Below are 25,470 nucleotides of genomic sequence, written 5' to 3' on the forward strand. Positions count from 1 at the left end.
CTTGCCAGACGACCGCGAGGACTTGATCTCGCTCGCGTTGCGCGCCTGGGAGCCGGTGTTTCCTCTGACTGAGCAAGCCGTCTCGCCGTTCGTTTACCGCGCGTTCTATCCAGACGGATGGCGCGCGCGACAGCGTGCAGACATTTCGGCAGTCCTCGATGAGGAGCCCGAGAACATCGACGTCGCGTTCTCAGGCAGCCAGGTGGCTGGGTGGGTGTGCACGCGGCTTCATCCAGAGGACCGCATGGGTGAGGTCTACGTGCTTGCGGTCGACCCAGATTTGCAACGACGTGGGATCGGTCGGGCTCTTCTCGAGCACTCCACGCGGCGGGCAAAATCGGCCGGCACGAGCATGGTGATGGTCGAGACTGGCGACGATCCGGGCCACGAACCCGCTCGACGAGCATACGAAGCTGACGGGTTTGAGCGCTGGCCGGTCGCGAGGTACTTCAAGGACCTTTCCGGTCACTGACTCAAAGCGACTGTGACGGCACGGCAACGCCCGACCGGACTGCGTGCACGAGTCGAAGGTCAGCCGCGACGTTCAGTCCAGTCTTGTGGCCCGGTGAGACATCGCAAAACCCATGGGTTGCGAGAACGAGGGTGATCCCCACGAGTACGTGTTTCCGCACCACCTCCCGCTAGTCGTCGTGAACACACCGCCGGACCGTGTCCGCCCTAGGCCAGCTCGAGGGAGAGTATGGGGCGGTGAGCACCCATTTCGACAAAACGTTCCGGGCCGATCCGCGGTTTGCGCGCAAACGAGTCGCAGGTCTCACCTGGTTCGGGATCGCGCTCATCCTGGCGGGCTTCGTCTGCATCGTGTTCACTGCGCAGAACTTCATCCCTCTCGCCGAGTGGGCCCGCGAGGGAGGCGAGGACTCGGCACTGGTTCGCAATCGCATGGCGGGCATCACGCCGCTTGTCATGATCGCGATCGAACTCGTTGGCATCGCTTGGGGGGTGTACCTCCTCATCGTCGGCGCTCGCCCGTGGCATGTCGCTGCGACCGGGACCCGGCTGCGCAAGCGCTACTACGGCTTCCATCTCAGCGATCAGACCTTCTTTCACGAGGCGCACCGGCGATTCGCGACCGGTGATCCGTCAGTGTTCGCGCCATTTCCTCACCAAGTAGATGGCGGGCAGACGGTCGTGATGATCTGGACAGCCGACGCCGACCAGACCGCGTTCGTCGGCATCTCCTGGGACCAGAATCGGCGACGCACGCACAATCTGCCACTCATCTCGCACACTGGCCCGCGCTATCAGGCACTCGACGCCGCGCTCCGGAACAAGCTGTACAAGCCGCTGCCCGACGAGCACAATCCACTGCTGCGCCCCGGCACTCGACCAGCAGACTGAGCGAGCCGATCAGCCGCCGAACGAGTCCAGCGGTGTCCGCTGCCCTTCTCGAAACTCGTCTAGGGCCCGCTCGAAGGAGTACGACGAGGACCGGTAGAGCACGGATCGATCGTGCGCGACGAGGATCATGCCGCCGCCGCGAATCGATCGGAACACCGCGACTCCCCCATCGAACGGGGCCGCGGACACGGGATCTTCAAAGACCTTCCCCCGCTTCTCGTTGAGGGAGCAGAAGAGACGAAATCCCGAGTCCGCGAGTCGGCGGTCCGATGCCGAGAGCCGTCCCCAATCGACCGAGGGTGGCACGGCATCCCCACGGCTGACGGGAACGAGGATGGGCGATAGGGCCGGTGATCCCGCCGCGTCGAGGTACGACTCGCGGATCTCCTGCGGCGTCGAGCGCAGCAGGTGGGTGAAGTCGCGGGCATCCCTTGCTGCGGTGATTCCAGCATCGGCGATCTCGATGCCCCGTTCGGAGCCGTCTGTCCCGCGCACGGACACCCACCCGGGTGCGACGGGCTCAAACCGCAGGCCTTCCGCGATCTCGACGGGAGGAGCGGGCTCGACGAGGAGGGGGAGCCTGAGCTGGGGAGCGTGCCGGGCAGCCGGACCGAACTGCAGCAGCAGATAGCGCTCAACGTCTTCGACGCCGCGAGCTCGCATCCTCGTGTCATGTAGGCCACGGGAGTACCGGCGGACGCACCACCATCCGTCAACGTCCGAGACTTCATAGCCGGTCTCGAAGTCACCGACGAGCACCGTGTCGCCACGTGCGGTCACCTCGGCGCCGCCGAGCGCGACGAACTCCCGGAAGGCCGTCGAGAACAGCCACTCGGGCGACCACGACAGAACGACGGGCGGGTTCACCTGGGGTTGACCGACGTCGAAGACGGGAGATCCGTGTGGGTCCAGCAGTGCTCGTCGAAGGGTCCCGAGGGGCACGGCCATGAGGTGACTGAACGTTCGGGGCTCCCAGGGAACCCCGCGAAGGAAGATCACTGTTCGGCTCGGATCGGCCACGTTCCAGAGACGAACGTTTCCCTTGCCGTCGGTCGCCGACTCGGTGCCAGCGGCGAGCGCTGGCTGAGTGCTTGTCGCCAGCAGCCCGAATCCACGCGTCCCCCGGACTGATGCGTTGCCGATGAGGAAGGTCAGGTAGCGCTCGACGTCCTCGAGCCGTGACGCCTGAAACTCCGTGACATAGCTTCCCGATCGCGACGCTCCGGCCACCAGATAGCCGGCATCGCTTGATCGGACTCGGTGGCGCTCCTCGCCACCCCTGCTCCACACTTCGACGTCCTCATCGTCGCTGCCGACCGCGTACCCAGCCAGCCCGATGAACTCGGCGAACATCGACGAGGGACCGAGTGCGTTGAAAAGCGTCACGCAAGCGACGGTAGCGTGCCCGGGCCGAGGGAACCCTGCCGGGTCTACCCGACCCCACCGTGCCTCGAGTGCCTGCAGTCGAGGCTCATCGCTGGGGTTTACTCGGCCGCGTGAAGCAATGTGGTCGATGCAGCTCCTTGTAGGCGGTGCATCTGTCTCAGAACCTCCTTCGTCTCGAAACCCATGGGTTCTGAGAATCAGAGGACCCAGGGGTCGGCTGGCTGTACCCGCTCGTCGACGAGCGTAATGAGCCACCCGGTCAGACTCTCGTCACCTTCATGCGCTTGGAGAGTGTCGGGCCCGTACCAGCCAGTCGCACCCGCCGGAGGGTCATGCTTTGCCAGTTCGCGTTGCTCGTGTTCTCGTTGAGGGTTTCGCGTGTTGCGTGTTGTAAGAACTTCCTCGAGATGCGCTGATCCGGGTTCCGGACGAAGGATCTGCTCTCGAGCACCTGTCAGGGCGAGTCTGACGTAGACAGCGCTTATCGATGCAACGGTTCCAAGGATCGACCATGGCGACGCGCTGCGTAGTGGAGCGTACTGGTCGAAGTGCCAACAGATTTCGTCGAGTTCGTTGCCGTAGTACTGCCAGGTGGCCTTCTCGGCTAGGCGTTCGATTCTGTCGCCAACTGCGATTATCTCGCCGTCTTCTTCGAGTTCTGTCACGCTGCACGTCACTCGGATCATGAGAACAGGGTCCCACGTCAGCTGTCAGATCGGCCGGTCAAGTCATCGCCCCTCCTCGGTCGAGGTCTCGGGCGCAGGTACCTGCCAGTGAGACATCGCAAAACCCAGGGGTTCTGCGACAACGTGGGACCGGGTTGAGCGCCGCGAAGCTCGCCGTGCGTCCCTGGCTAGAGCTCGATACTCATTGTGTAGACGAGAGGCCCATCCGCTATTTGCGTCTCGTGACTGACCTCGAAGCCGTGTCGCCTGTAGAGGGAGACGTTCCGTTCTGCAGATGTTTCGAGGGAGATGCGTGGGGATGGCGACGTGGCTACCTGACGCAAACATTCTTCAAGGAGTCGAGAACCCAAGCCCTGCCCAGCCTGCTCAGGACGCACTCCTATCGTCGCGAGGTCCCATGATTTCTCGAGCCTGGGGGGCAACTCGACCCCGAATACAGGGTCGAGACGATCGCCCATGAGCTCGGTGATTTCAACCTGTAGAGACTCGGCAGGTCCGGGGACCCCGGGTGGGAGCAGGGCGGCGACTCCGGCGAGATCGTCGCTGACTACGACGACGCCGTGCTGCAGCGCATGCGTCAGGTAGATGGCCTGGAGTTGCTTGAGTCGAGTTGAGTAGTCGTCGCTTGGAATGCTCCAGCGCGTCCACGGGTACGAATCGAAGGCGGCAGCAAGGGTAGCTGCCGCTTGAGATAGGTCTGAGTGAGTTGCATTTCGTATCGCTACTGGCACCCGAAAATCCTATGCTCAGTGACTGTTCCCCAGACAGCGGGTCCCGAGCGCCGTAGGTATAGCACGGCTCGTGTCAGCCTTGACTGGGGCGCCTGGAGAACGTAGTGAGACCGTCTCCAAACCCATGGGTTTCGCGAGCAAACTTTTGCAGCGAGTCGCCCTAGCCTGGATCGAAGACGTGCCCCAGAATTCCGCTGGTCAGCGTGAGCCATACAAGCGTGACCGCTGCTCCTAGGCTCACAAGCAGCGTGAGCATCTTTCTCTCCTCGTTTGATGGCATGAAACCAGCTTGCATGCTCTGCACCTGAGGGAATCCACAAGTGTTGCGAGACGCGATGAGCAGTCGTCGTGTTGCCTTCGCACGCCGAGACGTGTCGATCTCGTGCCCTGCCGCGTGAGACACCTCAAAACCCATCGTTCAAGGTCTGAATGCAACGCTGTCGATCCAGACCGGTCGGAAGACGTGCGGTCAATTGCTCGTAGCGGGGAATCTCACAGGCGTGACGTTGGTTAGCGCTCTCGCACTGGCGTGATCAGGACTCCGCCGAATCGCGCCTCGGAGTAGTCCCACTCGCGTCCATCAACCCACACCCGCGCCGAAATGCAGGGCAGCGATTCGTGCTCGCCGTTCGGCCAGTGCAACACGAACCCGCCGCCGAACGACGCGTTCGATCCAGCCACGCGTGCACCGTTCGCATCCACTGCGCGAGCCTCGCATTCGAGGCACAAGTATTCGGGGTACCGATCGGATTGGACGACTTGGGTGCCGCAGTTCGGGCAGGGCTGCATTCCGCGGGCGCCAGGGAGGAACGGACTCATCTGACGAGCGTAGGCCGAACAGCGCGCGAGCTGTTCGCGTACGGCCGGCTGATCGACATCGGGCGCAGCCCGGGATGGTCGAGACGAGTTCGGAGTGTCTCGCTCCCCCAGTCTGGCCAAGTGAGACATCGCAAAACCCGTGGGTTGTGAGAATGAGGGTGAGCCCTATAAGTACGTGTTCCCGCGCCCACCTCCCGCGCTTCGTCGTGGACACGCCGCCTGGCCGTGTCCGCCCGTGGCTAGGTCGGGCGAGAGCATGGGACGGTGAGCACCCATTTCGACAAGACGTTGAGCGTCTTGCGGGCACGTGCGTCGTGTGGCGTGGCTTGGTGAACCACTGATCGGTTAGCGCGAAACGGGCTGTGGGTGGGAGGCGCTGGCGCCATCCGGAACCCCCACAGCCTGACGACGAGCCCTGACGAGACCAGCCACGATCGCGATCACAACCAAGGCGACATCCAGCGCCCCGTACACGACCGCGGTGGGTTCGAGACCGAAGCGCTCGACGGCGAGGCCCGCCACCAGCGCGGGGACGCTGAAAGCGATATAGCTGACGATGTACATCGTCGAGAAAACTTGTCCACGCTCCGCATCCGGAGCTGCCTCACCCAGCGCGCCGACGGCGAGGCGGAAGGTCGCACCAAAACCGAGACCCGCGATCGCCGAACCGACGATATACAGCGGCGTACCGGCCATGACGAGTGCCGCGATCGTGATCAGCACCCCGAGAATCAGTGTTCCGTAGCCGAACAGCGTGCCCAGGCGCGGGGGGAGAAATGCCGAGACAGCTGTGCCGACCGTACCGGCGATGAAGAAGACCCCGAGCACGAGGCCGATGGTGAAGTGGCTCTGCACGCCGAGTACGGTGCCGAGGATTGACGACCCTAGTGACAGGTAAAGGCCGCCTAGTGCCCAGGTCGCGGCGATCGACGGGACAAGGGCGAAGAAGATGCTCCTTGCGGCGGGAGGAAGCCCGACGCTCGGCAGGAGCGACCGCCAGATCGAGCGGGCTGTGCGGCTGTCTGGCCGGACGCGTTCTGGAACCAGCCAGATGAGAGCGGCGATCACCAGATAGCTGACAGCCAGGATCCAGAACACCAGCTGCCGAGGGAAGGGCGCGAATTCGACCAGCGCGCCGGCGAGCACGGCTCCGAACGCGATTCCCAATGACGGGACCGCGCTGCTGACCAGCGAACCGGAGCGGGCGCTCGGCGCTTTGTCGATGATCATCGCCGTGAAGGTGCCGGTGGCGGCGCCGACCGCGAAGCCCTGCACGAGTCGCGCCGCTACCAGAGCGCCCGTACTGTCGGCCGTTGCGAAGAGAACCATGCCGAGGGTCAGCAGAACAAGAGAGGCCGATGCCACGGGGCGACGCCCGATCCGGTCGCTCAGCGAACCGACCGTGAGCAGAGCGACGAGCAACGCGACGACGTAGGCCGCGAAGATGACCGTCAGGGTGAACGATGAGAAGCCCCAGAGCTGCTGGTAGACGGGGTAGAGCGGAGACGGAGCCGATGCGGCGGTCAGCGTCGCCGCACCGGCGAGGCCAGCGAGCGCAAATGAGATGGGGCGTGAGAGCACGATACCTCCGTCGTAAAGCAATGATCTTTGCTTTAAACATAGGCGTCAGTGTTGGTTATAGCAAATTTCTTTGCGATAATCTGATCATGTCATCTGCTGCAGCGTCGAGCCGGCCCGGTGGCCGGAGCGCAAGAGTTCTGAACGCGATCTACACCGCCGTCGGCGAGCTCGTCGGCGAAGGAACAGAGAGGGTCACCTTTCCGCTCATCGCCGAGCGCGCCGGAGTCAACCCGACCACGCTGTATCGCCGATGGGACGACGTCGACGCTCTGCTCGAAGAGGTCTCCGTCGCGGCGCTGACGCGAGAGGGTGACCAGATTCCCGACACAGGCGCCCTTGAGACGGATCTCACGGAATGGGCACTCATTATCACCAAGGACATCGCGCGGCCACACCGCACACGGTATCTGCGAGCGATGGTGGCAGCGCGCACTGAGACCGTCTCGAGTTGCCCCGTGATGGAGCGGCGGCGCGACCAGGCGGCGGAGATGGTGCGTCGGGCATCAGGGCGGGGACAAGCAGCGCCTACCGTCGTGCAGATCCTTGACCACATCGTCGCACCGCTCTATCACCATGTCGTCTTCGCCCTTCCTGTCGACGAGGAGTATGCGCGGCGACTCGTTCGCGACGTGCTCTTGATGGTGCGCTGAGTCCGAGAAGGGATCGCCTAGCTTTTCCCAGTGGTCACGCCTCCGCGACGACGTCGGCGTCAGCGTCGGCGTCGGCGTCTGAGATGCCGTCGTGAGACGCCGCGAAACCCAAGGGCCTCCCGATGCCGCCTCTGTTGCGGAACGACTTCGATTCGCGGCCTGGAAACGGTTGTTCAGGAGAGTCTGCTGAGGAGGTCCCGCAGGGCGGCGCCGTCGTGGGGAAGGGCAGGTTGGGTGTTGCTGAGCGCGAGGTGCACAATGCCGTGGACAAGTGCGAACGCGGCGAGCGCATCAGCGCGCTCAGGCTCGTTTTCTCCAGTGGCGAGGTGAGCCCAGGCGCTCTTGCGCGCCCTGGACAGGCGGGGGTGGGCCAGGTCAAGCAGCTCCGTCTGCCACATGACGTTGTAGAGGCCAGGGTTGCTGGTCCCCCACTTCACGTACGCGACGCCCTTGTCATAGATGTCGCCAGGGGTCTCGTCGAGTGCGCGGCTCAGTGCTTCGAACCCTCCGGCTGCGAGTTCTGTCAGCAGGCCTTCTCGAGAGCCGAAGTGGTGGACTGGCGCGGCATGAGAGACCCCCGCCTGCCGTGCGATTTCTCTCAGGCTCAGTGCGTGGACGCCACGCTCGGCAACGGTCGTAGCGGCGAGCTCCAGGAGTCGGGAGTGGAGGGCTTCGCGGTCTCGAACAAGCATTGTGTCAGTGTAACGCTAGCCCTGATGTGTCAGTGTCACATTGCGTCGCCGTCCGCGGAGGTCTCATGTCCCTCATCTACCCGTTCGTCCTGTGCCTGCTCGGTACGCGCGTGAGCATGGGGGTTGCGCGTCGCCGCGGAGTCGCTTGGGCACGGCCGTGGGCGACATGGTCGTCTTCTTCCGCCGTGGCCATGAGTGCCGTGTTGCTCGCTGGTTCGGCGACGCATTTTGTTGAGCCGCAGCGCTCGGGGTTACTGGCGATCGTGCCGACCTGGATTCCGTTCCCGGGCTGGGTGGTCACCGTGACCGGAGTTGTCGAGGCGGTGCTCGCGGTGGGGTTGACCGTCTCCCGAACCAGAAGAAGGTCCGCAATCGCGACCATCGGGTTGTTGCTGGCGATCTACCCCGCCAACGTGATCGCCGCAAAAGGCGTTGAGGAGGCAAGCGCGCCAGACTCGCCCCTCCTACCTAGGACACTGCTGCAGATCGCGTTTATCGGTGCGTGCGCACTCGCGGCGCGGAGCCCAGTCGACCGCGGATCAATAGAGCCGTAGCACCGCGCGACGTCGTGACAACCTGGGCGGCAGTGGAGATAGGGGGCCTCGCGCCCGCAGCACGAGGCTCCACGCATCTGGCCCGACCCAAACGGGCTGCCACGCGCGACGGCGGGACTCTAGGGTTTTGAGACAACTGGAGGGGACTGAGCAAGCTCGTCCTGTTTCGCCGCCCACGTTGATGGCGGACCCGATTCGTCCAGGCATCCGGGCGTTGGGATGGCCCCTTCGAGGGAACCATCCATCGAATAGACGCAGATCCGGAACTGCGCTTCCTCGTTGGAAAGCCCGTTGTGCCAAAACTCCAGGAACTCGAGAGCGTGATTCGTCTCAGCGAGTGCGCGGGCGTCGAATCTCGCGTTTGGATCCAAAAGTCGACTTGGGGGCCGCGACGCCGCGACGCATGCTCGCTGACTTCTCACCGGAATCCGCATCTCCCCTGACGCCAGCCCACATGACGTAACGCCTCAGGCACAAGCTGTGCGTTACATCTCTGCTAGGGTCGAGTCATGCATGATGACCCCATCCGGCCCTTGGTCGACCTTGCCGCCACGCGCCCAGAGGGCGAATGGCCGGAACAGTTGGACATGGCTCGGTTCCACCGCGTTCTCGCAGACGTTGCACCCGCGTCCCGGGACCTTCAAGACCTGGAAGCTGCTCGGTCAGTTCGTGACCGACTTGCCTCGATCCTGCTCGACGGATCCGATGCCGAGGCCTACAAGACTTTGAACGGAGTCGTGACGGAGCACGCGGTGATGCCGTTCGTGGATGCGTCTGGCGTGCAGTACCGCTCGGGTCGCTCGGATGCGGTGAGCTCGTTGTGGGCGCAGGTTGCGGGACCACTTCTCCTCGCGCTCGCCTCCGGCGTTCGAGGGCGAACGAAGCGCTGCGCGAGTGCGCCGTGTGTAACCCCATTCATCGACTCGTCCGGTGGGGGCCGAGAGTACTGCTGCGCACGATGCGCCACGCGGGCACGAGTGCGCCGCCATCGGGCAGAGAGAGCGCCTCAGTGACGATCGCTGCACAGACGTGTCTTCAGTGCGCCCACCCTCCGGCCGGAAGCTGGTTCACGCGCGTGGCCCACGCACTCGGCGTTGCATTGCTGCGCGTGACCCACGCATCCGACGCCACGCGAAGCCGCGAGGCGCACCGCACCGCATACGAACTCAACTTGACGCTGGAAACCGAACGGCGCCACCGAGAAAAGACACGACTGCTCACGAACCGGCAGATCTGAGCGCATGACGATTCCTCCCAACGCCTTCTTCCACGTCTCGCCCGCCGACCTGAAGAGCCTCCACCGCCGACTCCGTAGCGCGGTGCTGCCGGAGCAGTCACCGGGCGAGGATTGGTCCCGCGGCATCCCAACGCGCGTCCTTCAACGACTCATCGAAAGGTGGGCCGGAGACTACGACTGGCGGGCACACGAACGCCTGCTGAATCGCGAGGCGCACGACTCCTACCGCAGTGCCATCGGCCCTCTCCATTACGTCCAGCGCAGTGGTGACGAAGCCAAGTTGCCGCTCCTCGCCATCCACGGCTGGCCGTACTCCTACGCGCAGCTCCTCCCTCTTGCGGATGCCCTGAACGGCGAGCACACCGTGATACTTCCCTCGCTGCCCGGGTTCGCTCACTCACCCGCTTCCACGCAGCCGTTCAGCGCGAGGCGCATCGCGGAAGCACTGCACTCGTTGATGGTCGACCACCTGGGTCACCACCGCTATATCGTCTACGGCGAGGACATGGGTGCCCCCGTCGCAGACTGGATCGCTGGCCTGTACCCGGGCCCCGTTGCCGGAATCCTCGCGTCGCATCCGTCGTACTCCGCTCAAGCGAGACCAGGAGTTCTGCTGACCCAAGACGAGCGCGCGTTCCTTCGGCAAGCTCGGGACCCCCTTGAAAGCGGATACGCGCATCAACAAGGCACCCGCCCCGACACCTTGGCCGTCGCGTTGCTCGATTCTCCGGTCGGGTTGCTCGCCTGGCTCGCCGAGAAGGTCGCAGCTTGGAGTGACGGTGGTCATGCGAGCGAGTTCGGCGGCCTGAGCGATGACGCGGTTCTCGACCTCGTCTCTCTGTACTGGCACACGCGGTCGATCGGAACGAGCTTCCGCAGCTACGCAGAGCCCAGCGATTTCGACGATCATCCGCTCGTTGCCGCGCCGGCCTCGATCCTCATCAACACTCACGAGCGCGGCTACCCTCGATCCCTCGCCGAGAAGAGCTATACCGGCATCCGGGCGTTCCAGCGACTGGAGAGAGGTGGTCACTTCACGGCGTGGGAGAACCCTGCGGAGATCGCGACCGCCATCCGACAGCACGCACAATGCGTCACCTGAAGCCATCGAGATCCCGGGGACGACAAGGTCCCGGGAGGAATGGGGAGATGACTGCGGCTTCGTCGCATCAGTCCCGGTCCTATGTTGAGAGGGAAAGCCCATTGAAGGGACCGTTCGGGAGTCTGGCCGATACTCCGGCCTCGCTCTGCCAGCTATGTACTCCGTTGAAGGATCAAAATTGCTCAGCTCTCCCCTTTTCCTCGTTCGCGGCCTGAGCGCTATCGCCCTGACAGGGGTGCTCGCGATGCTCGGCGCGACAAGCGCAGCAGCCGCGCCCGTCGGCCTCACGAGCGCCGCGCACGAGCTCACAACTGATGACGTGAACGCGTGGCTCGACGGGATGCTCCCTTCCGCTCTCGAGCGTGAGGGAATCGCTGGTGCAACGGTTGGAGTCGTCAGCAAGGGACAGGTGATGACGCAGCGCGGGTATGGCTACGCGGACACCGGCTCGGACACTGAGGACCCGGTGCCCGTGGATCCACATCACACGCTCTTCCGCATCGGGTCGATCTCCAAGATCGTGACCGCCACCGCTGTGATGCAGCTCGTCGAGCAAGGACGTCTCGCCCTGGATGCGCCAGTTCAGGACTATCTCGACTTCACACTCGACACGTCATTCGAGAAACCCATCACGCTCCGTCATCTCCTCACCCACACCGCCGGCTTCGAGGACAAGATCGCCGGAGTCATCGCTGGCCCCGGAGAGAATGCCACATCGCTCCGCGATGCCGTTACGGTCGACCCGCCCGAGCAGATCGCAGAACCTGGCACGACCCCCGCGTACTCCAACTACTCGAACGGGCTCGCCGCGTATGTCGTAGAGCGGACCGTCGGCGTCGGCTACGCCGACTACGTCCAGGAGCACGTCTTCGACGCGGTAGGAATGTCGACTGCAACGCTCGCCCAGCCGCTGCCCGATGAGATGCAGTCGTCGATGTCCAAGGGCTACTCGTTCACCGGCTCCGCCGAAGTGCCGTTCGAGATCAACGCACCCGCCCCTGCCGGTGCGATCTCCGCGACGACTGCAGACATGAACGCGTTCATGCTCGCGCAGCTCGGGGACAGCAGTCCGCTGCTCAGCGAACGCACTCTGGAGCAGATGCACGAGCCAGCCCTCAGCGCCGAGGAGCTCGGCGGTCTCGCTGCAGGACCTCGCATGACCCTGGGCTACTTCGAGGCGGACAGAAACGGGCACCGGATCCTCAGCCACGGAGGCGACCTCACCGCGTTCCACGCGCAACTCGACCTCTACCCAGACGACGAAGCTGGCGTCTACATCTCCCTGAACAGCACCGGGTTGAACGGGGACGCGTCGACTGCGATCCGAGACGCCCTGTCTCGCGGGTTCGCAGACCGGTACTTTCCCGACCAGCGCGACGCAGCCGTCGTGGAAACGACGACCGCAGCCGAGCATGCAGACGAGATCGTCGGCACCTATCAGGTGTCGAGACGCAGCGAGTCCACGTTCGTGCGCCTTTTCGCCGCCCTCTCCACCGTGGAAGTGTCTCCAAGCGCGGGCAATGCGGTGACGATATCGGCGGTCACCGACTTGGCCGGTACCCCCGTGGATCTCGTCGAGGTGGAGCCCTGGGTCTGGCAAGAGGTTGATGGGCAACGACGCTTCGCCGTCGACCAGCAGGACGGACGCGTGGTCGCGATCGGCCTCAACCCGGCGTTCGCGCTCCAGCCGATGTCGCCGAGTCGGGCAGCGTTGCCGATCATCGCGACACTCTCGCTCGCCGTACTTGCTGCCGCGGTGCTCGCGCTTCCTGCGCGTTGGGGCATCCGTCGCTGGTACAAGATCGCTCAGGAGGCCCCGCGTCGAGAGCGGCTGCTGCGCCGCCTCCGAGCGGCAGCCCTCGTGGCGCTTGCGCTTGCGGGCATACTCTGGGCGACTGTCGCAGCGACGCTCCTCTCGGACGGAGCTCCACCGTCCGCAGTGATCCTGCGTTCGGCACAAGCCCTCACCCTTGCGGCCGTTCTGGGCGCGCTTCCCGCAGCGTTCCTCGCAATCCACCGCGCGCAACCAACGGAGAGCAACGCGGAGAATCCTTCGCCGTGGCGGTCCAGAGGGGCACACACCCTCCGCATCACCGGACGCATTGTTCTGACGCTCGCATTCTGTGGACTCGGGTACGTGGCTGTCGTCGGCGGATTGCTTCTCCCGAGCATCACCTACTGACCACAGGCGCTTGCCCCGTGGTTCTCGAGGATGGTGACGCCCGCGGTGCGATCTACGGGCACGACGGGGCGGACCTCGACGGGGAGCAGCAAGCCCGCGCCCCCATTTGACGTCTCGTCCGTCGTGCAGCCTGTAACTGCCAGTAAGACATTGCAAACCCCAAGGGTGTCGAAACGAACCTGGCGGTGGTGAAGGTAGATGGGGGCCTCGCATCCGCAGCACGAGGCTCCACGCATCTGGCCCCGCTCAAACGGGCTGCCACTCTCGCCATGCTGCGGGTGATCAGGCGTCCCCCGACGCAGCGTCGTGCAGTGTGACGACCAGCTTCTGAGCGGACACGCCACCGCGGAGCGTGTCGATCGCTCCTTGGAGAGCAGAAAGGCCGTCTCCGACAACGTGGGCATTCGGGTAGGCGCGATGCCGGCCCGATGCGAGAGCTTCGGGGAGGTAGCTCCCCCAGATGGCAGCACCAACGGGAGAGGTCGAGATGGCGCTTCCCCAGATGAACGAGGCCCTGATGTTGCGGGCACGGCTGCGTACTTGCAGCAGCGCGCTCCGTGTTCCCAAGCGCAGGAGCAGGCGGATCCGGGCGAGGGAGAGGCCACCTCGACGGGGCTGCTCGTAGAACGACACGGGCGGGCTCGCCATCGCGATCTTCGTCGCGCCGGTCGCCCGAGCGATCTTCAGGCACGGTTCGGCTGACCCCACGGCGATGGCCAGGACACCCGCGACGACGGAACCGTCGACAGCCTCGATGATCCGGTCGACAACGTCCGCGTCGCGGTAGTCGAATGCCGCCTCGGCTCCCAACCTCTTCATCTGTTCGTGGTTGCGGGCAGAGGCAGTCGTGACGACTCGATAGCCGGCCGCTCGGGCGAGTTGAATCGCGTTGCCTCCCACGGCCGTCGCGCCACCCCACACCACGACGACCTCGTCGCGAGTCTCCGGGCTTCCGAGGCTGGAGTAGTCCAACCCCAGCTGCGCGGTTTCGAAGAGCCCGGCTGCCGCCGTGGACAGCGCGAGTGGGAGGACGGCGGCCTCCTCGAACGCCATGGTGTCCGGCAGAGCGGCGGCGAGGTTCGCGTCGACGGCGACGTATGCCTGGAAGCCGCTCTCGGACACAGCGTCGCGGCCCTTCTCCAAACCGATCGCGTACGCCGTGACGCGATCGCCGACCTCGAAGGCACCCACGTCCTCTCCGACCTCGACGACGACACCCGCGACGTCCTCGCCGAGGATCACCGGGTACTGCAGCCACCCGTACATCAGGCGGCCGTTGGACTGGATGATCGCATCCAGCGGATTCACCGCCAGCGCGCGCACCGCGATCAGTAGCTGCCCCGGGCCCGGCTTGGGTGCGGGTGCGTCCCGAATCGTCAGATCGGCGTATGGGGCATTGATCCACGCTGCAGTGTTTTCTCTCATGACCGTTCGCTCTCCACACCTGATGACATCTCGTGCCGTCACTGTACACCTGATGACACTTCGTGACATCATGTTCGTATGCCTCGATGGTCCCCCGACGCCGCACTTCGGCTCGAAAGTGCAGCGATACTCCTGTTCGAACAACAGGGTTTCGCCGCAACGACGGTGCCCCAGATCGCCGCGGCAGCGGATCTGACCACTCGGACGTTCTTCCGCCACTTCGCCGACAAGCGCGATGTCCTCTTCCTCCGGGATCGCGAGTTCCCCCAAGCTGTCAGCGACTTCATGAGCTCGGTCCCGCCCGACGCCACCGGGGCTGCCACGGTCCGCGCGGGGCTGGTCGCGGCATCTCGCGGGATTCAGGACTGGCGAGAGTCGATCGCTCGTCGGCGCCTGATCGTCCGCAGCGAGCCAGCACTGCACGAGCGCGAACTCCTGCAGAGCCACCACCTCGCCCTCGCGATCGAGGAGTCACTGGAGCAACGTGGCACCGCCCCTCGCTGGTCGCGCACGCTGGCCGCTCTTGCGGTGACCTGTTTCGACCTCGCGATGGATCAATGGCTCGCGGGGCCCACGGATCGCCCGCTCGAGGAGTGCGTGACGTCGGCCTGGGATGACATGCGCGAGTGCATCAGCGAGTGACGCCGAGCACATCGAATGAGTCCAAGAGGGGGGACGTGCGTGGCCACTACCCCACGGACAGCGGTCCGAGCTCGTCGAGTATCAGCCCTGGTAGACGCCTTGGGCTTCCAAGACGAACGGCGCAGCAAGGAAGCAGGTGACTTCAGCGGCAAGAGGCCCGACGACGAAGAACACCCCCACGCTGGGCCTGATGCCGAATGCTCTGCACGTTTGCACAGAGATCAGGGTCGCTCCTGCCAGTGCGAGTAGGACGAGCACTGCTCCAAAACCCACTCCGGAGAGTGCTTCACGGAAGCGCAGGTGGGCGTCGCTGCCAGAGCCGTGGCCGTAGTGCACGGCTTCACCAATGCTCAGCATCCAGAACACACCAACCAGGAACAGCATCGTTCCAAAGATCAGCACCGTCAGGACGAGTGCCCACCACTCATGAGCCCGCCTCGGCTCTGCCACGTCGCGAGGTGACTGCGGCAAGGTCGGCTGCGTCATGGGGTGATTCTAGGGACCCGACCCCGAGGCCAGGGCGCCTCGTGCACAGCACAAGACGCCCCAGCTCACGTCGACCGTTGCGCCGAGTTAACCTGCTGCCGCCTCCGCGACCAGGGCAGTGTCGACGAACTGCTCGAACCGCACGATGAGTCCGCCGCGAACCACGAAATGGTGGGCAACCCGTGCGTTCAGCGCCTTGCCCGTGGTTCGGTGGGTTGCGGTGTACCGCGCAAGCACGACCACATTCTCCCCCTCGACGATGTAGGAATCGTCGTGGGCAGTCCAGTCCTCCCAGTCGCGGCCGAGGACTTCCATGACGTTCGAGGTCACCCCTCGGGGCGTTCGGTACGTCCCTGCGAGTGGGAACCCTGCCATTTCGGTCCACTCGACGTCGGGGGCCAGGGTGGCCCGGAGCGCGTCGAGGTCGCCCGCCGCTGAGGCGAGGTACTGACGGCGGACCACATCCCGCGGTGCAGCGCTCGTCGTCTCGTTTTCGTCGTCGTTTGTGCTCTGGTTCAGCCCCATGTCGTCTCTCCCTTGGCAACTTTGGTCCCGATCTGAGCTGCGATGCCCATCCCGGAGTCGGGGTACTTCTGGTTCAGCAGTGCAGTGGCGGCAGCGCCGTCCGTGGTTTCAGCCAGTACCTTCTCGAACGTGTCGAGGTAGGTGCGGGTGTACCGAAGTGCGCTCGCGTCGTTCGCCGTGTCGGGCAGGCGATGACCTGGGATGACGGTGATCGGGTCGAGGGCCGACATCGCGTCGAGCTGGTCGACCCAGGCCGAGCGCAGTTCGGGCGTGGCGGTGTCTGCGGTCCAGACGTGCTCCTGCTGGAACACGAGAACACCGCCGAGGATGACGCGCTGCGCGGGGTACCAGAGGTAGTGGCGGTCGGGGAGGAGCTCGGAGCCGCCACGGAGCTCGAGCTCTTCACCGTCGACCGTGATGGTGTCGGAGGTGAGCGGTGAGATCTCGGGGAAGCGTGTCGGCAGGTTCGTGCCGAGCGTGGCCCAGGCCTTGAGCTTGCCCTCGAAGGAGGCCGAGATGTGTTCGATGACGATCGGGGTCGCCGTGACGATTGCCTCGGGGAACGCCTCGGCGATGACTTCAAGGCCGAAGTAGAAGTCCGGGTCCGCGTGACTGACGAACACGGTCATGAGGGTCTTGCCGGAGTCGAGGATCGCAGCCACAAGCCGGTGCCCGTCAGCTCGAGTGAAGCCAGCGTCGACGAGGACCGCCTCTGTTGGCCCGGTGACGAGCACGGCGGACTTGTTGAGGGAGCCGACGGGGAAGTTGAGATCGAAGACTTCGAAGGAGAGTGTCATGGTCGGTGATCGCTTTCTTTGGCTGTGCAGCGTCTGCCGCACACAAGAAGCAACTTAGCTGAGCAGTCAGCTATTCCCGGAACTTTCGCGGCATGACTCCGCCCCGGTCAGGGCATGATGGGCAGCGCCCGCGCAGCTTCCTTGCTGAGCGCCTCGACCGAGGCAGCGAATGCCGCGCGGTGCTCTTCCGGAAGCACCGCGAGCAGCGTCCGCTCGATGTTGGCAGCGTGCACAGCACTCGAGTGCAACAGCATCCGCTCCCCCTCCTCGGTGAGGTTGACCAGCTGGACGCGCGCATCCTCCGTCGAGGGTTTGCGCGTGACGAAGCCGCGCTGCACGCCGCGCTGCACGAGCCGAGTCGCACCTCCCGACGTGAGCACGCGCGCCTGAGCGATATCTCGGACCGCGATGCCGTCTGGGCCAGCCCTCCCGACGACGACCAGGAGCTCGAACAGGGTGTGCTCAAGACCCGTCTCGTCCTGGAGCGCCTTGGCGAGGAGATGCTCCCACCCATTGGCGGCCCCAAGGAGTCGGCCGAAGAGAAGGATCCGTGGGTCGCTGACCGCCTCGCACACACTCGGAATGACGGTCACTGAACTCATGAAGTCACCCTAATCCGCCTCCTCGCTAAGAGGGTCGTGGTGCTCACAAGAACGCGGCCGGACGACGAAGTGGAGATGGGCGAGACCGCTGCCCACCGGGGAGATGACAACGAAGCCCGGCGATCAACCACCCCACCTAAGGACAACAACCCGGGACTTCGAGCTCGGGAGCCGCTTCCCGGTCACGAGCGCCGGGCCGCCATGACTTGGGGACTACGCCTGCCCCGGAAGGGCGTCGAAGTCGGCACCGTTGGCGATAGCGGTCAACGCGGCGAGGTGGGCCTCCACCGCGGTGGAACCGATCGGCGTGAGCTTGACCCAGGTGAGACGCCTTGAGTCGGCTCGACTGGCCGACCTCTCCTTGCGGAGCGACACGAAACCGGCGTCGGTCAGCACTCTGATGTGCTTCGAGAGCTTGGCATCATCGATGGCGAGCGCATCGCGGACCACGGCGAACTCCAGCTCGTCGACGCTCCGGAGCAGTCCGCAGATCCGCAATCGCAGCGGCGCATGGATGACCTCGTTGAACACGGGAGCGCGACCGGCCGTCACGCTCCCGCCACCTTCGGAGCGGCGACCTCCTGGCGGAGAGCCTCGTCATAGCGGCGCCCGAGGATGACGGTGGCCATGAAGGTGACCCCAGCAGGGATGAGCGCCCACCACGGATCGATGCTCAGAAACTTGAAGGCCAGACTCGACATCATCGCGGCGACGAGCACACCGAGCGTTGCCAGGAGCAGGCGCTTGCTTCGCGGGCCGGCCGGCTTCGTCACGACCACTCCGAAGCGTCGGGAGTAGGTCGTGGTCAGGATCGGGATCGCGACGATCCCGAGCACCAACAGCACCATTGGCCATGCCCCGGGAAGCGCATGCGCACCCGCGAAGATCGCGGTGATCACCCCGAGGGCTGGGTGATACCACCACGGCGTGACGATGCGAGCGGCCAACCCCTGACTGTCGTGCCCGAGGTCGTCGAGCGCAGCCTGCGCCTGATCCCGGCTGGGCGACGTGGCCCGGCTATCCGGTGTCTGATCCTCGAAGTCACTTGCCATGATCGCAACTCTATCCAGTGAGTTGCGAACGTGGCAAGTCATCCAGTGCGAGGAATCAGAGAACGACCCTGGTGAGCTCCTGCCCTTCCGGGGTGGTGACCGTGAGGATCGTGCCTGCATAGGAAGCGATGCCTGCGAGACCCAGAACAAACTCGTACGTACCGGGAACTGCTCCCGTCGAGGTGAAGCGCGCGCCGCGACTACCCAATCGAGACCAACCCCACGTGCCGGGAGTCGTTCCCGAGGAGTTGAGGGCCCACTGATTCGCAGTGCCGTCGATGTCCACGTCGAAGGTCGTGCCTGCCGTCAGGCTCTCCGTCGTCGTGAGGGAGATCGGGAACCGCGTGGAGTCACTCGTGTTCGCAGAGAGGGTGACCGGCTGCGCTGGGCTCGCTGCCATGGCAGGCGCGGCGACGCCGAGAGCAAGAACTGGAGTGGCCCACGCGAGACCGATCACGGTGCGACGCGAGACAGCCTCAGGTTCGGGTGCGGTCATGGTGAAAATATAGCGACCGCACGGTCAGGCACCTAACACGATTTTGGCACTGACGACCGGGATAGAGGTCGAGCCGGAGCAGGCATCGCACCACCCGACGTTCTATGCGCTTCGCTCGCTGGCCTGGAGCCACCCCTTGATGGCGTCAGCGACCTCATCCAGGTGAGATTCGAGCAGGAAGTGTCCGCCATCAATGAGGTCGACGCGAGCGTGCGGAGCGTCGCGGGTGAACGCCTCGGCGCCGGCAGCGTCGAAGATCTCGTCGTTGCGCCCCCAGACGACGAGAACCGGCACCTGCGAGGTGCGGAGCCAGGCGTGCACGGCTGGGTACAGGTCACGGTTGGTGGTGTAGTCGCGGAAGAGCGTCAGCTGCACGTCATCCTGTCCCGGCCGGGCGAGGAGCGCGAGGTCGTGCTCCCACGCGTCGGGGTCGACGGTTGTCGTGTCCGGCACGCCGTGGGTGTACTGCCATTCGACGGCTTCCCGGCCGAGGGCGGGACGGAGCGCGTCGCGCGTCTCGGTGGTCCGCTCGGCGGCGTCGGCCCAGATCGGGTCCCAGAAGCCGGGCACGAAGCCTTCTTCGTACGCGTTGCCGTTCTGGGAGATGACCCCGACGACCGCAGCGGGGTCGGCGAGAGCGAGGCGCCAGCCGACCGGGGCGCCGTAGTCCTGGACATACATCGTGTACTGCGTGACCCCGATGGTCGAGAGGAACCGACCGGTCACCCGCGCGAGGGCCGCAAAGGTGTATTCGAACTCGTCGACGGAAGGCGCAGCGGAACGGCCGAAGCCGATGTGGTCCGGAGCGATGACGCGGTACCGATCGGCCAGCGCGGGGATGAGGTGCCGGAACATGTGGGAGCTGCTCGGGTACCCGTGCAGGAGCAGGAGCACGGGAGCGTCGGCGGGGCCGGCTTCGCGGTAGAAGACGTCGAGCCCATCGACGGAGACGGTGCGGTGGTGGACGGTGACCATGGCTAACCCCTTTGGCTTGTTTTACTGGTTAGCAGGACGGTAGCATGGATTCGTCGCACCAGACAGTGCGGGAAAGCGAGGAGAGGTGCTTCGCAACGAGGAACTGCTGCTGAGCCTGCTGAACAGCGCACCGGTCATCGAGGGCACCCCGACCGACAGCCTCCAGGGCGCTCCGGGGCGAGATATCGCTCGCAGCTGGGGCGGGACAGGATCCGCGAACGAGTTGGCGCGCCTTCGACGCGCGCGACAGGCGCTGCAGGCCGTCGTCCGCGGAGACGACGGAGGGGCGATCGGAGAGCTCACGGGCATCCTCGACGATGCCGTGCAGACGCCGCGCGTCACCCCGGATGGTGTGACCTGGGAGCTTCAGGCTCCCGACGACGACCGCCTTGCGGCAGGGGCCGTGATGGCGTGGTCGAGCGTGATCACGGAGTTCCCCGGGCGCCTCCGCGCCTGCGCGAATGACGAATGCACCCAGTTCCTCGTCGACCACAGTCGCCCTGGCACCGCGAAGTGGTGCTCGATGGCGGTCTGCGGCAACCGGATGAAGGCGCGCACGCACGCACGCCGCTCCAAGGCCTGAGCCAAGCTGCCCGCGAGCGCAGCCCCCAAGCGATCACTCTGGTCGGGTCAGGCGACTGAAGGTTGTGGGCCCCGTCAGGCCTCGCTGCGACGGCGGGAACCCAGGCCAACGGCCGTCGATCCCGTGATCGCCACTCCCAGCACCAATGCGGTCCCCAAGCTGCGGTCGCGTGACGCCGCGCAGGCACCGATCGCTTCCTGCATCCCGTTCCCACCCGTGTCGCGAACACCGAGTCGGTAATCCGGGTCAGCGCCGAGGACGGGGGTGCAGATGACCTTGACGGGATCTTGCGTGGACACGACGACGGACGCGGGAAGCGTGAGGGCGAGAATCACGACGCAGGCTGCTACCGCGGCCAGCCCCCAGGCGATGACAGCAACAATGCGAGCTCGTCTCATTCCGGGATCCTACAACCGCCGTTATCGAGGACGACAAACCCTCGGGCACGGAGAAATCCACAGACGGCCATGAGTGCTCCACCTCTCGATGGCCACTCGTCAGAAGATGGCCTGCTGGTACTCATGCTTGGTGTGAGCTTCCACGTCGGGACCCTCTGTGAGGCAGTAATAGTTCGCCTCATCGGGGTTTGCGCGCGATGGCGAAGCGACAACTGCCCAGCCGTCGTTCCATCGCGAGGTTCGGTGGGCCGCGTCTATTCGTGGATTCGTTCGACAAAGAAATAGATTTTCCTGCCGTTCTCGGTCCGGTGATCAGACACCTGCTCTTCCCTGACTACGGTGTACCCCCGGACGTCTTGAGGCAGGATCTCTTGAGTCGTGTTGTCGATGACAATGATGCTTGTGTGCACCGATCGCTCGTAGAGCATGAGCAGTTCCCCCAGACTGTTCTGCGCCTCCCACGGCTCGCGGGTCACGATGATCTTCGGTCGGTGATTGTCTTCGTGGGTGATCGAGACGACGGTGTAATGCGATACCGACGCATCCACTGGGTGCCCCTCGGTGTCCACGATGTCCACGTTCGCGCTGACACTCGTGACGAGGGGGTGTATTTGCTCGAGTGGCTTCCCTTCCACAAGGTCCGCAGATATGGACCCCATTGGCCTTCTCTCTGCATCCTCGGGCCAGAAAGCAAACATACCCAAGGTGGCGGCGACGATGGCCAGGAGCCCGATGATCCCGTAGAGGTTCGTTAGGTGCCGGGGTGTCGGTCGCAGACCGGGTGCCGGAACACGCTCGCTTGAAGCACTGTCGCGTGCGCGAAAGGCTTCCTGGTCACTCTTCCTGCTCGTTGACTTCAATCGCTTCCAACTCCCCGTTGAGAAGCGAACGTTGTAATAGGAGGCTCTTCGGGACGGAGGAGTTCTCGAAGTCGAATGCGGGCGCGTTGGTAGCGACCGCGAGCCGTCGACTCACTGATGTCGAGGATCGACGCGGCCTGCGGCAGAGTGAAGCCGTCCCAGAGGATCAGGCGCACAAGTTCGCTCTGATCGACCGGCAGCTGACCAAGAGCTTCGCGCACCTCGAGCGTCGTGGAATCGATCGCTGCGAGAGGTTGCGTTTCGAGCTGCCGACGGAGCTTGAGAGTCAGGTCCGTGCGTCGGAGCGATCCGCGGACAGCATTTGCATGAACTCGACGGGCGACTCCGAAAAGCCACATCCGCGCCTGCTCAGGGTTCGAGGGCATGTGGTCGACTCGTCGCCACGCGACGACGAACGTCTCGCTCAGCAGGTCAGCGGCGTCGGCCGGAATGCTCACCCGCCTCCCGAAATAGCTGAGGAGGTCCGCCGCGTTGGCCTGGTGAAGCGCCTCGATCGTCGCTTCCCGCTGGTCACGTCCGCGTCGCCGGGTCACTCGGAGCTCCCGGGAGTCTCGTCTCCGCAACGGCCAGCCATCTCCAGGGAGACTCCGCCGTCGAGGTAACCGGCCTCCTCGAATACCCGCAACATCTCGTCGCCCACGAGCGAGCTCGCGGCGATGCCGTGCTCCGCGTCCGGGACATCCGCCGAGTCCCCTCCCCCGGCCTCGATTTGGTTCTTGAGCGCTTGCTGTTCAGCCTGCTGATCGTTGAACTCAGCTTCGATATCCTCGGCGGTGATCGCCGCGACGAAGGGATCCCAGTCGTAGTCTGCGAGGAATTCGCGCGCGGCCTGAGTGCGCTCATCCACTTCGACGTCCGACAGCTCTCCGCCGTACTCGGGGCTAATGCGCGCGACGACGGTGCAGAGCCCGAGTTCGTCGCTACCTGTTCTGAGCTCGAACGTGCGCTGCACCACAACGTCCGGCGTGAAACCGACCCAGTCCAGCAGAGCGGGCCCTGCAACCGCGGCTGTGGTGCCGACCCCCACGAGCCCCACGCTGAGGATCGCGGCCCAGAACCCCGTTTGCAGCTTGGAGCGTCGCGGCAGCCTGTCGGCCGCGACGGCGTGGGCGATCTTCCGCGCCTCCGTTGCGTTCGTGGATTCCGAGCCCAGCGCTGGCGGCGCCGTTCGGCGTACCAGGTCGTCGATGTCGTCCATGTCGTCCATGTCGTCCCTCCTCAGCGTTTGCCCTTCACTGTGAACATGTCCAGGTGCGACCCGTTCTTAACGCGGGGCGGGAAATTGCCCATCGAGCGTCCGACTGATTTCCCAGAAGATACGACTTGGCGCTCCGACGGATCAGCCGGGAGCTGCATGCTCGAGCGTGCGCGACGCCGTCAGGCTTTACTCCGTCCAGTAAGCGCTCAGCGCGTTGATGAGGTCGCCATGAGGGACGTTCGCAGACTTCGCGGTGGCTACGGCGGCCCGCAGTTGGGCGGCAACGGCCCCCGGCAGCGCGGCGGACGCATCCGCGACTCGGGTGCCCGCGCGACCCCGCGACACGACCAGGCCTTCCTGTTCGAGGAGTTTGTACGCCTTGGCGGCTGTGCCGAGAGCAACGTCAAGATCGACCATCGTCTGGCGCACAGTCGGGAGCTTCTCTCCTGCTCCGAGCCGCCCCGAGAGGATGAGCCCCTTGAAGTAGCCGAAGATCTGCTCCGCAGTGCGCAACGTGTCGGCGCTGTGAACCGGGGAGTCCTTCATCGAAGGGCGCCCGCCTGAGCCGCGACATCGCGATGCGAGGCGAAGCTCGGGAGCCAGCTGAGGAGAGGAATGGCAAGGAGCAACGTGAGGCCAGCCGTTCGGAGGATGGCAGCCGAAGCGATGAACAGGCGCCCGAGAGCCTCGTACGAGGCCCCAACTGCCACGTGAGTTCCATCCTCGAGCACCATGCCCTGATGCGGCATACCGGCATAACCGGTATCGCGGAGCACAATCGCGAGCGTGAGAAGAACGACTCCCCCGGAAAGAGTCAGCACTGTCGAACTGATCTTGCGACGAGCCTGCCGCTCCAGTTCCAGCGTCGATGGGCGGCGGAACGGGCGCAACGCATTCTCTCGGAGCACTGCCCAAGCGGCGGCTGCGACGACGACCACCGCGGCGACTACGGGAAGGCTGTAGGACCAACCGAAGAAGTCTCGTCCTTCCTCAAGGAAACCCGCGCCCGTAAAAGAGCCAGGTGCGACCAGGAGCCGGTACGCCCCATCAGACGCTTGTGTCGATGTGACCCCCGTCCAGATCATGAGAACAGCGAAGGCCGCCAGCAGGAAGCCCCCACCGGCAAGCGCGCTCCGGTTTGAGAACGTCATCCAATCGCGCGCCGTTGTCGGTGCCACCCTTTCCTCGACATCACGACGTGCCGACCTGAGGATGACGGCCACCGCCAACAGCGGCAGGAGAACGGCAGCCAGCACCGTCACGTACTTCCACCAGATGAAGTTCGTCGTCCAGTCAGGGTTGACGAACCGGACCGCCGCGAGGTCGCGTCCGAGCTGCTGCGCGATGAAGGCGAACAGCGCCCCGGCCGTGAGGGCCCCAAGCGCCCACCTCTCGCGTGGTGACCAGACGGTCACCGGGACCCTGTGGCTTCGCCGCCTCAACGCTGTAACGGTACCGATGGTGAGCACCAGAGCCGGCACCCAGGCATGGTTGTAGAGAGCGCTCCACGGGTCCTCGACCAGGATGAAAAGCCATGCAGGCATGTGTAGTCCGTTCGTCAATTGTTCCGACTTGTTGAGACAAACTTTGTGTCTACACAATAGAACACAATCTCAGGCTGACAGCAACCATCGCCGGTCACGTCAGCCCTGGTGCCCCAGATGCTTCCGGGGGCGCAGGGGGCCGAAATCTCGAAGAACCCCTCGCCCGACGCGGCACGGGCGAACGCTCTGAACTTCGCGAGCGGGGTGGATCTCACAGTGCGAGCATGAGGCCATGCTCAAACTGTTGACGCTTCCGACCGAACTCCCGACGGCGACCGAGCCCATCGCGATCCGTCGAGCGACGCTCGGTGACCTCCCCGCACTCATGGGACTGCTGTCCGATGACCCGATCAGCGCGTCTCGGGGCGACGTTGCCGATCACGCCGATGAGCGGCTGTACCGCAGGGCGCTCGAGGGCGTCATCGCCGACCCTGGCAACGAGGTCATTCTGGCGACTGACCTGGCCGGAGCCCCCCGTCGGCACCCTGCAGCTCACCCTCATCCCCGGGATGGCCCGCCGAGGAGCCTGGCGGCTCCAGATCGAGGCGGTTCGGGTTGCGACCCACCATCGTTCGTCCGGGATCGGCACGGCCCTCATGAACTGGACGGTCCGCGTGGCTGCGCCGGCACTCGGCGCCACGCTCGTGCAGCTGACGTCCGACAGGGCCCGCGCCGACGCCCACCGCTTCTACGAACGCCTCGGTTTCCGGCCCTCGCACACCGGGTTCAAGCTCACCCTCGACACCGCCCGCCAACCGGGGCTCTGACCGGGAACGCGCTGCTGGTCGCCTCGGGGCTCAGGTCCAGCCGAGGGTCGCGAGGCGATGTCGCGCCCGAGGCTGGACTGAACGCGTGAGTTCCCGCCCGCCCCTCCGCGATGACAC

Annotated in this window: 30 protein-coding genes; 10 read left to right on the plus strand and 20 right to left on the minus strand. The window is 65.0% G+C overall.

From position 1 onward, the window contains the following. Position 1 precedes the first annotated feature (1 nt). Together C5B99_RS00470 and C5B99_RS00475 are read left to right on the plus strand one after the other, a co-directional pair. Entirely contained in the window at positions 2-472 is a 471-nt protein-coding gene (locus C5B99_RS00470) for an N-acetyltransferase (RefSeq protein ID WP_258062982.1), read from the plus strand. A 236-nt stretch (positions 473-708) separates the two neighbouring features. Next, the gene (locus tag C5B99_RS00475) at positions 709-1,362 is read left to right on the plus strand and encodes a hypothetical protein (RefSeq protein ID WP_104239815.1); all 654 of its coding nucleotides are present in this window, start codon (positions 709-711) and stop codon (positions 1,360-1,362) included. A gap of 9 nt (positions 1,363-1,371) precedes the next feature. Here C5B99_RS00475 and C5B99_RS00480 read toward each other — a convergent pair whose 3' ends face one another. From C5B99_RS00480 to C5B99_RS00495, 4 genes are all read right to left on the minus strand, one after another. Continuing rightward, on the minus strand, positions 1,372-2,748 hold the full coding sequence (locus tag C5B99_RS00480) for an Imm61 family immunity protein (RefSeq protein WP_146081906.1): 1,377 nt from the start codon (positions 2,746-2,748) through the stop codon (positions 1,372-1,374). A 197-nt stretch (positions 2,749-2,945) separates the two neighbouring features. Then, positions 2,946-3,413 carry a hypothetical protein gene (locus C5B99_RS18935; RefSeq protein WP_146080665.1) on the minus strand — a complete coding sequence of 156 codons (468 nt, stop codon included), beginning with the start codon at positions 3,411-3,413 and terminating at the stop codon, positions 2,946-2,948. A gap of 188 nt (positions 3,414-3,601) precedes the next feature. Next, positions 3,602-4,165 carry a GNAT family N-acetyltransferase gene (locus C5B99_RS00485; protein WP_104239817.1) on the minus strand — a complete coding sequence of 188 codons (564 nt, stop codon included), beginning with the start codon at positions 4,163-4,165 and terminating at the stop codon, positions 3,602-3,604. A 1,164-nt stretch (positions 4,166-5,329) separates the two neighbouring features. Further along, positions 5,330-6,565, minus strand: coding sequence for an MFS transporter (locus tag C5B99_RS00495; protein WP_181064895.1), 1,236 nt, complete (start codon positions 6,563-6,565; stop codon positions 5,330-5,332). An 86-nt stretch (positions 6,566-6,651) separates the two neighbouring features. On the opposite strand from C5B99_RS00495, the gene C5B99_RS00500 reads away from it, so the two are divergent. Then, entirely contained in the window at positions 6,652-7,215 is a 564-nt protein-coding gene (locus tag C5B99_RS00500) for a TetR/AcrR family transcriptional regulator (protein ID WP_104239954.1), read from the plus strand. Positions 7,216-7,388: 173 nt separating this feature from the next. Here the strand turns inward: C5B99_RS00500 and C5B99_RS00505 are convergent, their stop codons facing one another. Next, positions 7,389-7,907 carry a TetR/AcrR family transcriptional regulator gene (locus C5B99_RS00505; RefSeq protein WP_104239820.1) on the minus strand — a complete coding sequence of 173 codons (519 nt, stop codon included), beginning with the start codon at positions 7,905-7,907 and terminating at the stop codon, positions 7,389-7,391. Between the two features lie 65 nt (positions 7,908-7,972). Here C5B99_RS00505 and C5B99_RS00510 point away from each other — a divergent pair, with 65 nt between their 5' ends. The 4 genes from C5B99_RS00510 to C5B99_RS00525 all read left to right on the plus strand — a co-directional run bounded on the left by C5B99_RS00510 (position 7,973) and on the right by C5B99_RS00525 (position 12,982). Further along, positions 7,973-8,461: a hypothetical protein gene (locus C5B99_RS00510; RefSeq protein ID WP_104239821.1), complete on the plus strand. Its 489-nt coding sequence runs from the start codon at positions 7,973-7,975 to the stop codon at positions 8,459-8,461. A gap of 755 nt (positions 8,462-9,216) precedes the next feature. Then, positions 9,217-9,474, plus strand: coding sequence for a CGNR zinc finger domain-containing protein (locus tag C5B99_RS19790; protein ID WP_374953212.1), 258 nt, complete (start codon positions 9,217-9,219; stop codon positions 9,472-9,474). Positions 9,475-9,702: 228 nt separating this feature from the next. After that, entirely contained in the window at positions 9,703-10,800 is a 1,098-nt protein-coding gene (locus C5B99_RS00520; protein ID WP_104239823.1) for an epoxide hydrolase family protein, read from the plus strand. Between the two features lie 178 nt (positions 10,801-10,978). Further along, positions 10,979-12,982: a serine hydrolase gene (locus C5B99_RS00525; protein ID WP_181064896.1), complete on the plus strand. Its 2,004-nt coding sequence runs from the start codon at positions 10,979-10,981 to the stop codon at positions 12,980-12,982. A 282-nt stretch (positions 12,983-13,264) separates the two neighbouring features. On the opposite strand, the gene C5B99_RS00530 is transcribed toward C5B99_RS00525, so the two are convergent. After that, a complete protein-coding gene (locus tag C5B99_RS00530) occupies positions 13,265-14,407 on the minus strand; it encodes a zinc-binding alcohol dehydrogenase family protein (protein ID WP_104239825.1) in 1,143 nt (380 codons plus the stop codon). A gap of 78 nt (positions 14,408-14,485) precedes the next feature. Between C5B99_RS00530 and C5B99_RS00535 the strand changes: the two genes are divergently transcribed. Then, positions 14,486-15,049, plus strand: coding sequence for a TetR/AcrR family transcriptional regulator (locus tag C5B99_RS00535; RefSeq protein ID WP_104239826.1), 564 nt, complete (start codon positions 14,486-14,488; stop codon positions 15,047-15,049). A gap of 81 nt (positions 15,050-15,130) precedes the next feature. Here the strand turns inward: C5B99_RS00535 and C5B99_RS00540 are convergent, their stop codons facing one another. The 8 genes from C5B99_RS00540 to C5B99_RS00575 form a co-directional block, all read right to left on the minus strand. After that, complete coding sequence (locus C5B99_RS00540) at positions 15,131-15,535, minus strand: hypothetical protein (protein WP_104239827.1); 405 nt, start codon at positions 15,533-15,535, stop codon at positions 15,131-15,133. 87 nt (positions 15,536-15,622) lie between these two features. Then, entirely contained in the window at positions 15,623-16,060 is a 438-nt protein-coding gene (locus tag C5B99_RS00545) for a nuclear transport factor 2 family protein (RefSeq protein WP_104239828.1), read from the minus strand. Continuing rightward, a complete protein-coding gene (locus C5B99_RS00550; protein ID WP_104239829.1) occupies positions 16,051-16,857 on the minus strand; it encodes an MBL fold metallo-hydrolase in 807 nt (268 codons plus the stop codon). Before C5B99_RS00550 ends, C5B99_RS00545 begins: the two co-directional genes overlap by 10 nt. A gap of 107 nt (positions 16,858-16,964) precedes the next feature. Then, positions 16,965-17,459: a MarR family winged helix-turn-helix transcriptional regulator gene (locus C5B99_RS00555; RefSeq protein WP_104239830.1), complete on the minus strand. Its 495-nt coding sequence runs from the start codon at positions 17,457-17,459 to the stop codon at positions 16,965-16,967. A gap of 213 nt (positions 17,460-17,672) precedes the next feature. Next, positions 17,673-18,011: a transcriptional regulator gene (locus C5B99_RS00560; RefSeq protein WP_104239831.1), complete on the minus strand. Its 339-nt coding sequence runs from the start codon at positions 18,009-18,011 to the stop codon at positions 17,673-17,675. Then, the gene (locus tag C5B99_RS00565) at positions 18,008-18,511 is read right to left on the minus strand and encodes a hypothetical protein (protein ID WP_104239832.1); all 504 of its coding nucleotides are present in this window, start codon (positions 18,509-18,511) and stop codon (positions 18,008-18,010) included. Before C5B99_RS00565 ends, C5B99_RS00560 begins: the two co-directional genes overlap by 4 nt. A gap of 55 nt (positions 18,512-18,566) precedes the next feature. Further along, on the minus strand, positions 18,567-19,007 hold the full coding sequence (locus tag C5B99_RS00570; RefSeq protein ID WP_104239833.1) for a hypothetical protein: 441 nt from the start codon (positions 19,005-19,007) through the stop codon (positions 18,567-18,569). A gap of 102 nt (positions 19,008-19,109) precedes the next feature. After that, positions 19,110-19,982 (minus strand): alpha/beta fold hydrolase, encoded by an 873-nt coding sequence (locus tag C5B99_RS00575; protein ID WP_104239834.1) that lies wholly within the window; start codon positions 19,980-19,982, stop codon positions 19,110-19,112. Between the two features lie 85 nt (positions 19,983-20,067). Between C5B99_RS00575 and C5B99_RS00580 the strand changes: the two genes are divergently transcribed. Then, the gene (locus C5B99_RS00580; RefSeq protein WP_104239835.1) at positions 20,068-20,565 is read left to right on the plus strand and encodes a CGNR zinc finger domain-containing protein; all 498 of its coding nucleotides are present in this window, start codon (positions 20,068-20,070) and stop codon (positions 20,563-20,565) included. A 74-nt stretch (positions 20,566-20,639) separates the two neighbouring features. Here the strand turns inward: C5B99_RS00580 and C5B99_RS00585 are convergent, their stop codons facing one another. The 6 genes from C5B99_RS00585 to C5B99_RS00610 all read right to left on the minus strand — a co-directional run bounded on the left by C5B99_RS00585 (position 20,640) and on the right by C5B99_RS00610 (position 24,586). Next, a complete protein-coding gene (locus C5B99_RS00585; RefSeq protein WP_104239836.1) occupies positions 20,640-20,963 on the minus strand; it encodes a hypothetical protein in 324 nt (107 codons plus the stop codon). 254 nt (positions 20,964-21,217) lie between these two features. Then, positions 21,218-21,823 carry a hypothetical protein gene (locus C5B99_RS00590; protein WP_146081907.1) on the minus strand — a complete coding sequence of 202 codons (606 nt, stop codon included), beginning with the start codon at positions 21,821-21,823 and terminating at the stop codon, positions 21,218-21,220. Then, on the minus strand, positions 21,820-22,377 hold the full coding sequence (locus C5B99_RS19795; RefSeq protein WP_219819592.1) for a sigma-70 family RNA polymerase sigma factor: 558 nt from the start codon (positions 22,375-22,377) through the stop codon (positions 21,820-21,822). Before C5B99_RS19795 ends, C5B99_RS00590 begins: the two co-directional genes overlap by 4 nt. After that, entirely contained in the window at positions 22,374-23,042 is a 669-nt protein-coding gene (locus C5B99_RS00600) for a hypothetical protein (protein WP_146081908.1), read from the minus strand. Before C5B99_RS00600 ends, C5B99_RS19795 begins: the two co-directional genes overlap by 4 nt. A gap of 186 nt (positions 23,043-23,228) precedes the next feature. Continuing rightward, complete coding sequence (locus tag C5B99_RS00605) at positions 23,229-23,588, minus strand: GntR family transcriptional regulator (protein ID WP_104239839.1); 360 nt, start codon at positions 23,586-23,588, stop codon at positions 23,229-23,231. Then, entirely contained in the window at positions 23,585-24,586 is a 1,002-nt protein-coding gene (locus C5B99_RS00610) for a hypothetical protein (RefSeq protein ID WP_104239840.1), read from the minus strand. The genes C5B99_RS00605 and C5B99_RS00610 overlap by 4 nt, the downstream gene beginning before the upstream one ends. Positions 24,587-24,927: 341 nt before the next feature. Here C5B99_RS00610 and C5B99_RS00615 point away from each other — a divergent pair, with 341 nt between their 5' ends. Next, the gene (locus C5B99_RS00615) at positions 24,928-25,353 is read left to right on the plus strand and encodes a GNAT family N-acetyltransferase (RefSeq protein ID WP_308471570.1); all 426 of its coding nucleotides are present in this window, start codon (positions 24,928-24,930) and stop codon (positions 25,351-25,353) included. The last annotated feature ends 117 nt before the right edge of the window (positions 25,354-25,470 follow it).

Origin of the sequence: Pseudoclavibacter sp. Z016, assembly GCF_002931215.1 — a bacterium.
Taxonomy (GTDB): Bacteria; Actinomycetota; Actinomycetes; order Actinomycetales; family Microbacteriaceae; genus Pseudoclavibacter.

Excerpts from the sequence above, each read along its gene's own strand:
- C5B99_RS00500 (WP_104239954.1), top strand. The coding sequence starts at position 6,652 with ATGTCATCTGCTGCAGCGTCGAGCCGGCCCGGTGGCCGGAGCGCAAGA.
- C5B99_RS00505 (WP_104239820.1), bottom strand. The coding sequence starts at position 7,907 with ATGCTTGTTCGAGACCGCGAAGCCCTCCACTCCCGACTCCTGGAGCTC.
- C5B99_RS00510 (WP_104239821.1), top strand. The coding sequence starts at position 7,973 with ATGTCCCTCATCTACCCGTTCGTCCTGTGCCTGCTCGGTACGCGCGTG.
- C5B99_RS19790 (WP_374953212.1), top strand. The coding sequence starts at position 9,217 with ATGCCGTTCGTGGATGCGTCTGGCGTGCAGTACCGCTCGGGTCGCTCG.
- C5B99_RS00520 (WP_104239823.1), top strand. The coding sequence starts at position 9,703 with ATGACGATTCCTCCCAACGCCTTCTTCCACGTCTCGCCCGCCGACCTG.
- C5B99_RS00530 (WP_104239825.1), bottom strand. The coding sequence starts at position 14,407 with ATGAGAGAAAACACTGCAGCGTGGATCAATGCCCCATACGCCGATCTG.
- C5B99_RS00535 (WP_104239826.1), top strand. The coding sequence starts at position 14,486 with ATGCCTCGATGGTCCCCCGACGCCGCACTTCGGCTCGAAAGTGCAGCG.
- C5B99_RS00540 (WP_104239827.1), bottom strand. The coding sequence starts at position 15,535 with ATGACGCAGCCGACCTTGCCGCAGTCACCTCGCGACGTGGCAGAGCCG.
- C5B99_RS00545 (WP_104239828.1), bottom strand. The coding sequence starts at position 16,060 with ATGGGGCTGAACCAGAGCACAAACGACGACGAAAACGAGACGACGAGC.
- C5B99_RS00550 (WP_104239829.1), bottom strand. The coding sequence starts at position 16,857 with ATGACACTCTCCTTCGAAGTCTTCGATCTCAACTTCCCCGTCGGCTCC.
- C5B99_RS00555 (WP_104239830.1), bottom strand. The coding sequence starts at position 17,459 with ATGAGTTCAGTGACCGTCATTCCGAGTGTGTGCGAGGCGGTCAGCGAC.
- C5B99_RS00565 (WP_104239832.1), bottom strand. The coding sequence starts at position 18,511 with ATGGCAAGTGACTTCGAGGATCAGACACCGGATAGCCGGGCCACGTCG.
- C5B99_RS00570 (WP_104239833.1), bottom strand. The coding sequence starts at position 19,007 with ATGACCGCACCCGAACCTGAGGCTGTCTCGCGTCGCACCGTGATCGGT.
- C5B99_RS00575 (WP_104239834.1), bottom strand. The coding sequence starts at position 19,982 with ATGGTCACCGTCCACCACCGCACCGTCTCCGTCGATGGGCTCGACGTC.
- C5B99_RS00585 (WP_104239836.1), bottom strand. The coding sequence starts at position 20,963 with ATGAGACGAGCTCGCATTGTTGCTGTCATCGCCTGGGGGCTGGCCGCG.
- C5B99_RS00600 (WP_146081908.1), bottom strand. The coding sequence starts at position 23,042 with ATGGACGACATCGACGACCTGGTACGCCGAACGGCGCCGCCAGCGCTG.
- C5B99_RS00605 (WP_104239839.1), bottom strand. The coding sequence starts at position 23,588 with ATGAAGGACTCCCCGGTTCACAGCGCCGACACGTTGCGCACTGCGGAG.
- C5B99_RS00610 (WP_104239840.1), bottom strand. The coding sequence starts at position 24,586 with ATGCCTGCATGGCTTTTCATCCTGGTCGAGGACCCGTGGAGCGCTCTC.
- C5B99_RS00615 (WP_308471570.1), top strand. The coding sequence starts at position 24,928 with ATGACCCGATCAGCGCGTCTCGGGGCGACGTTGCCGATCACGCCGATG.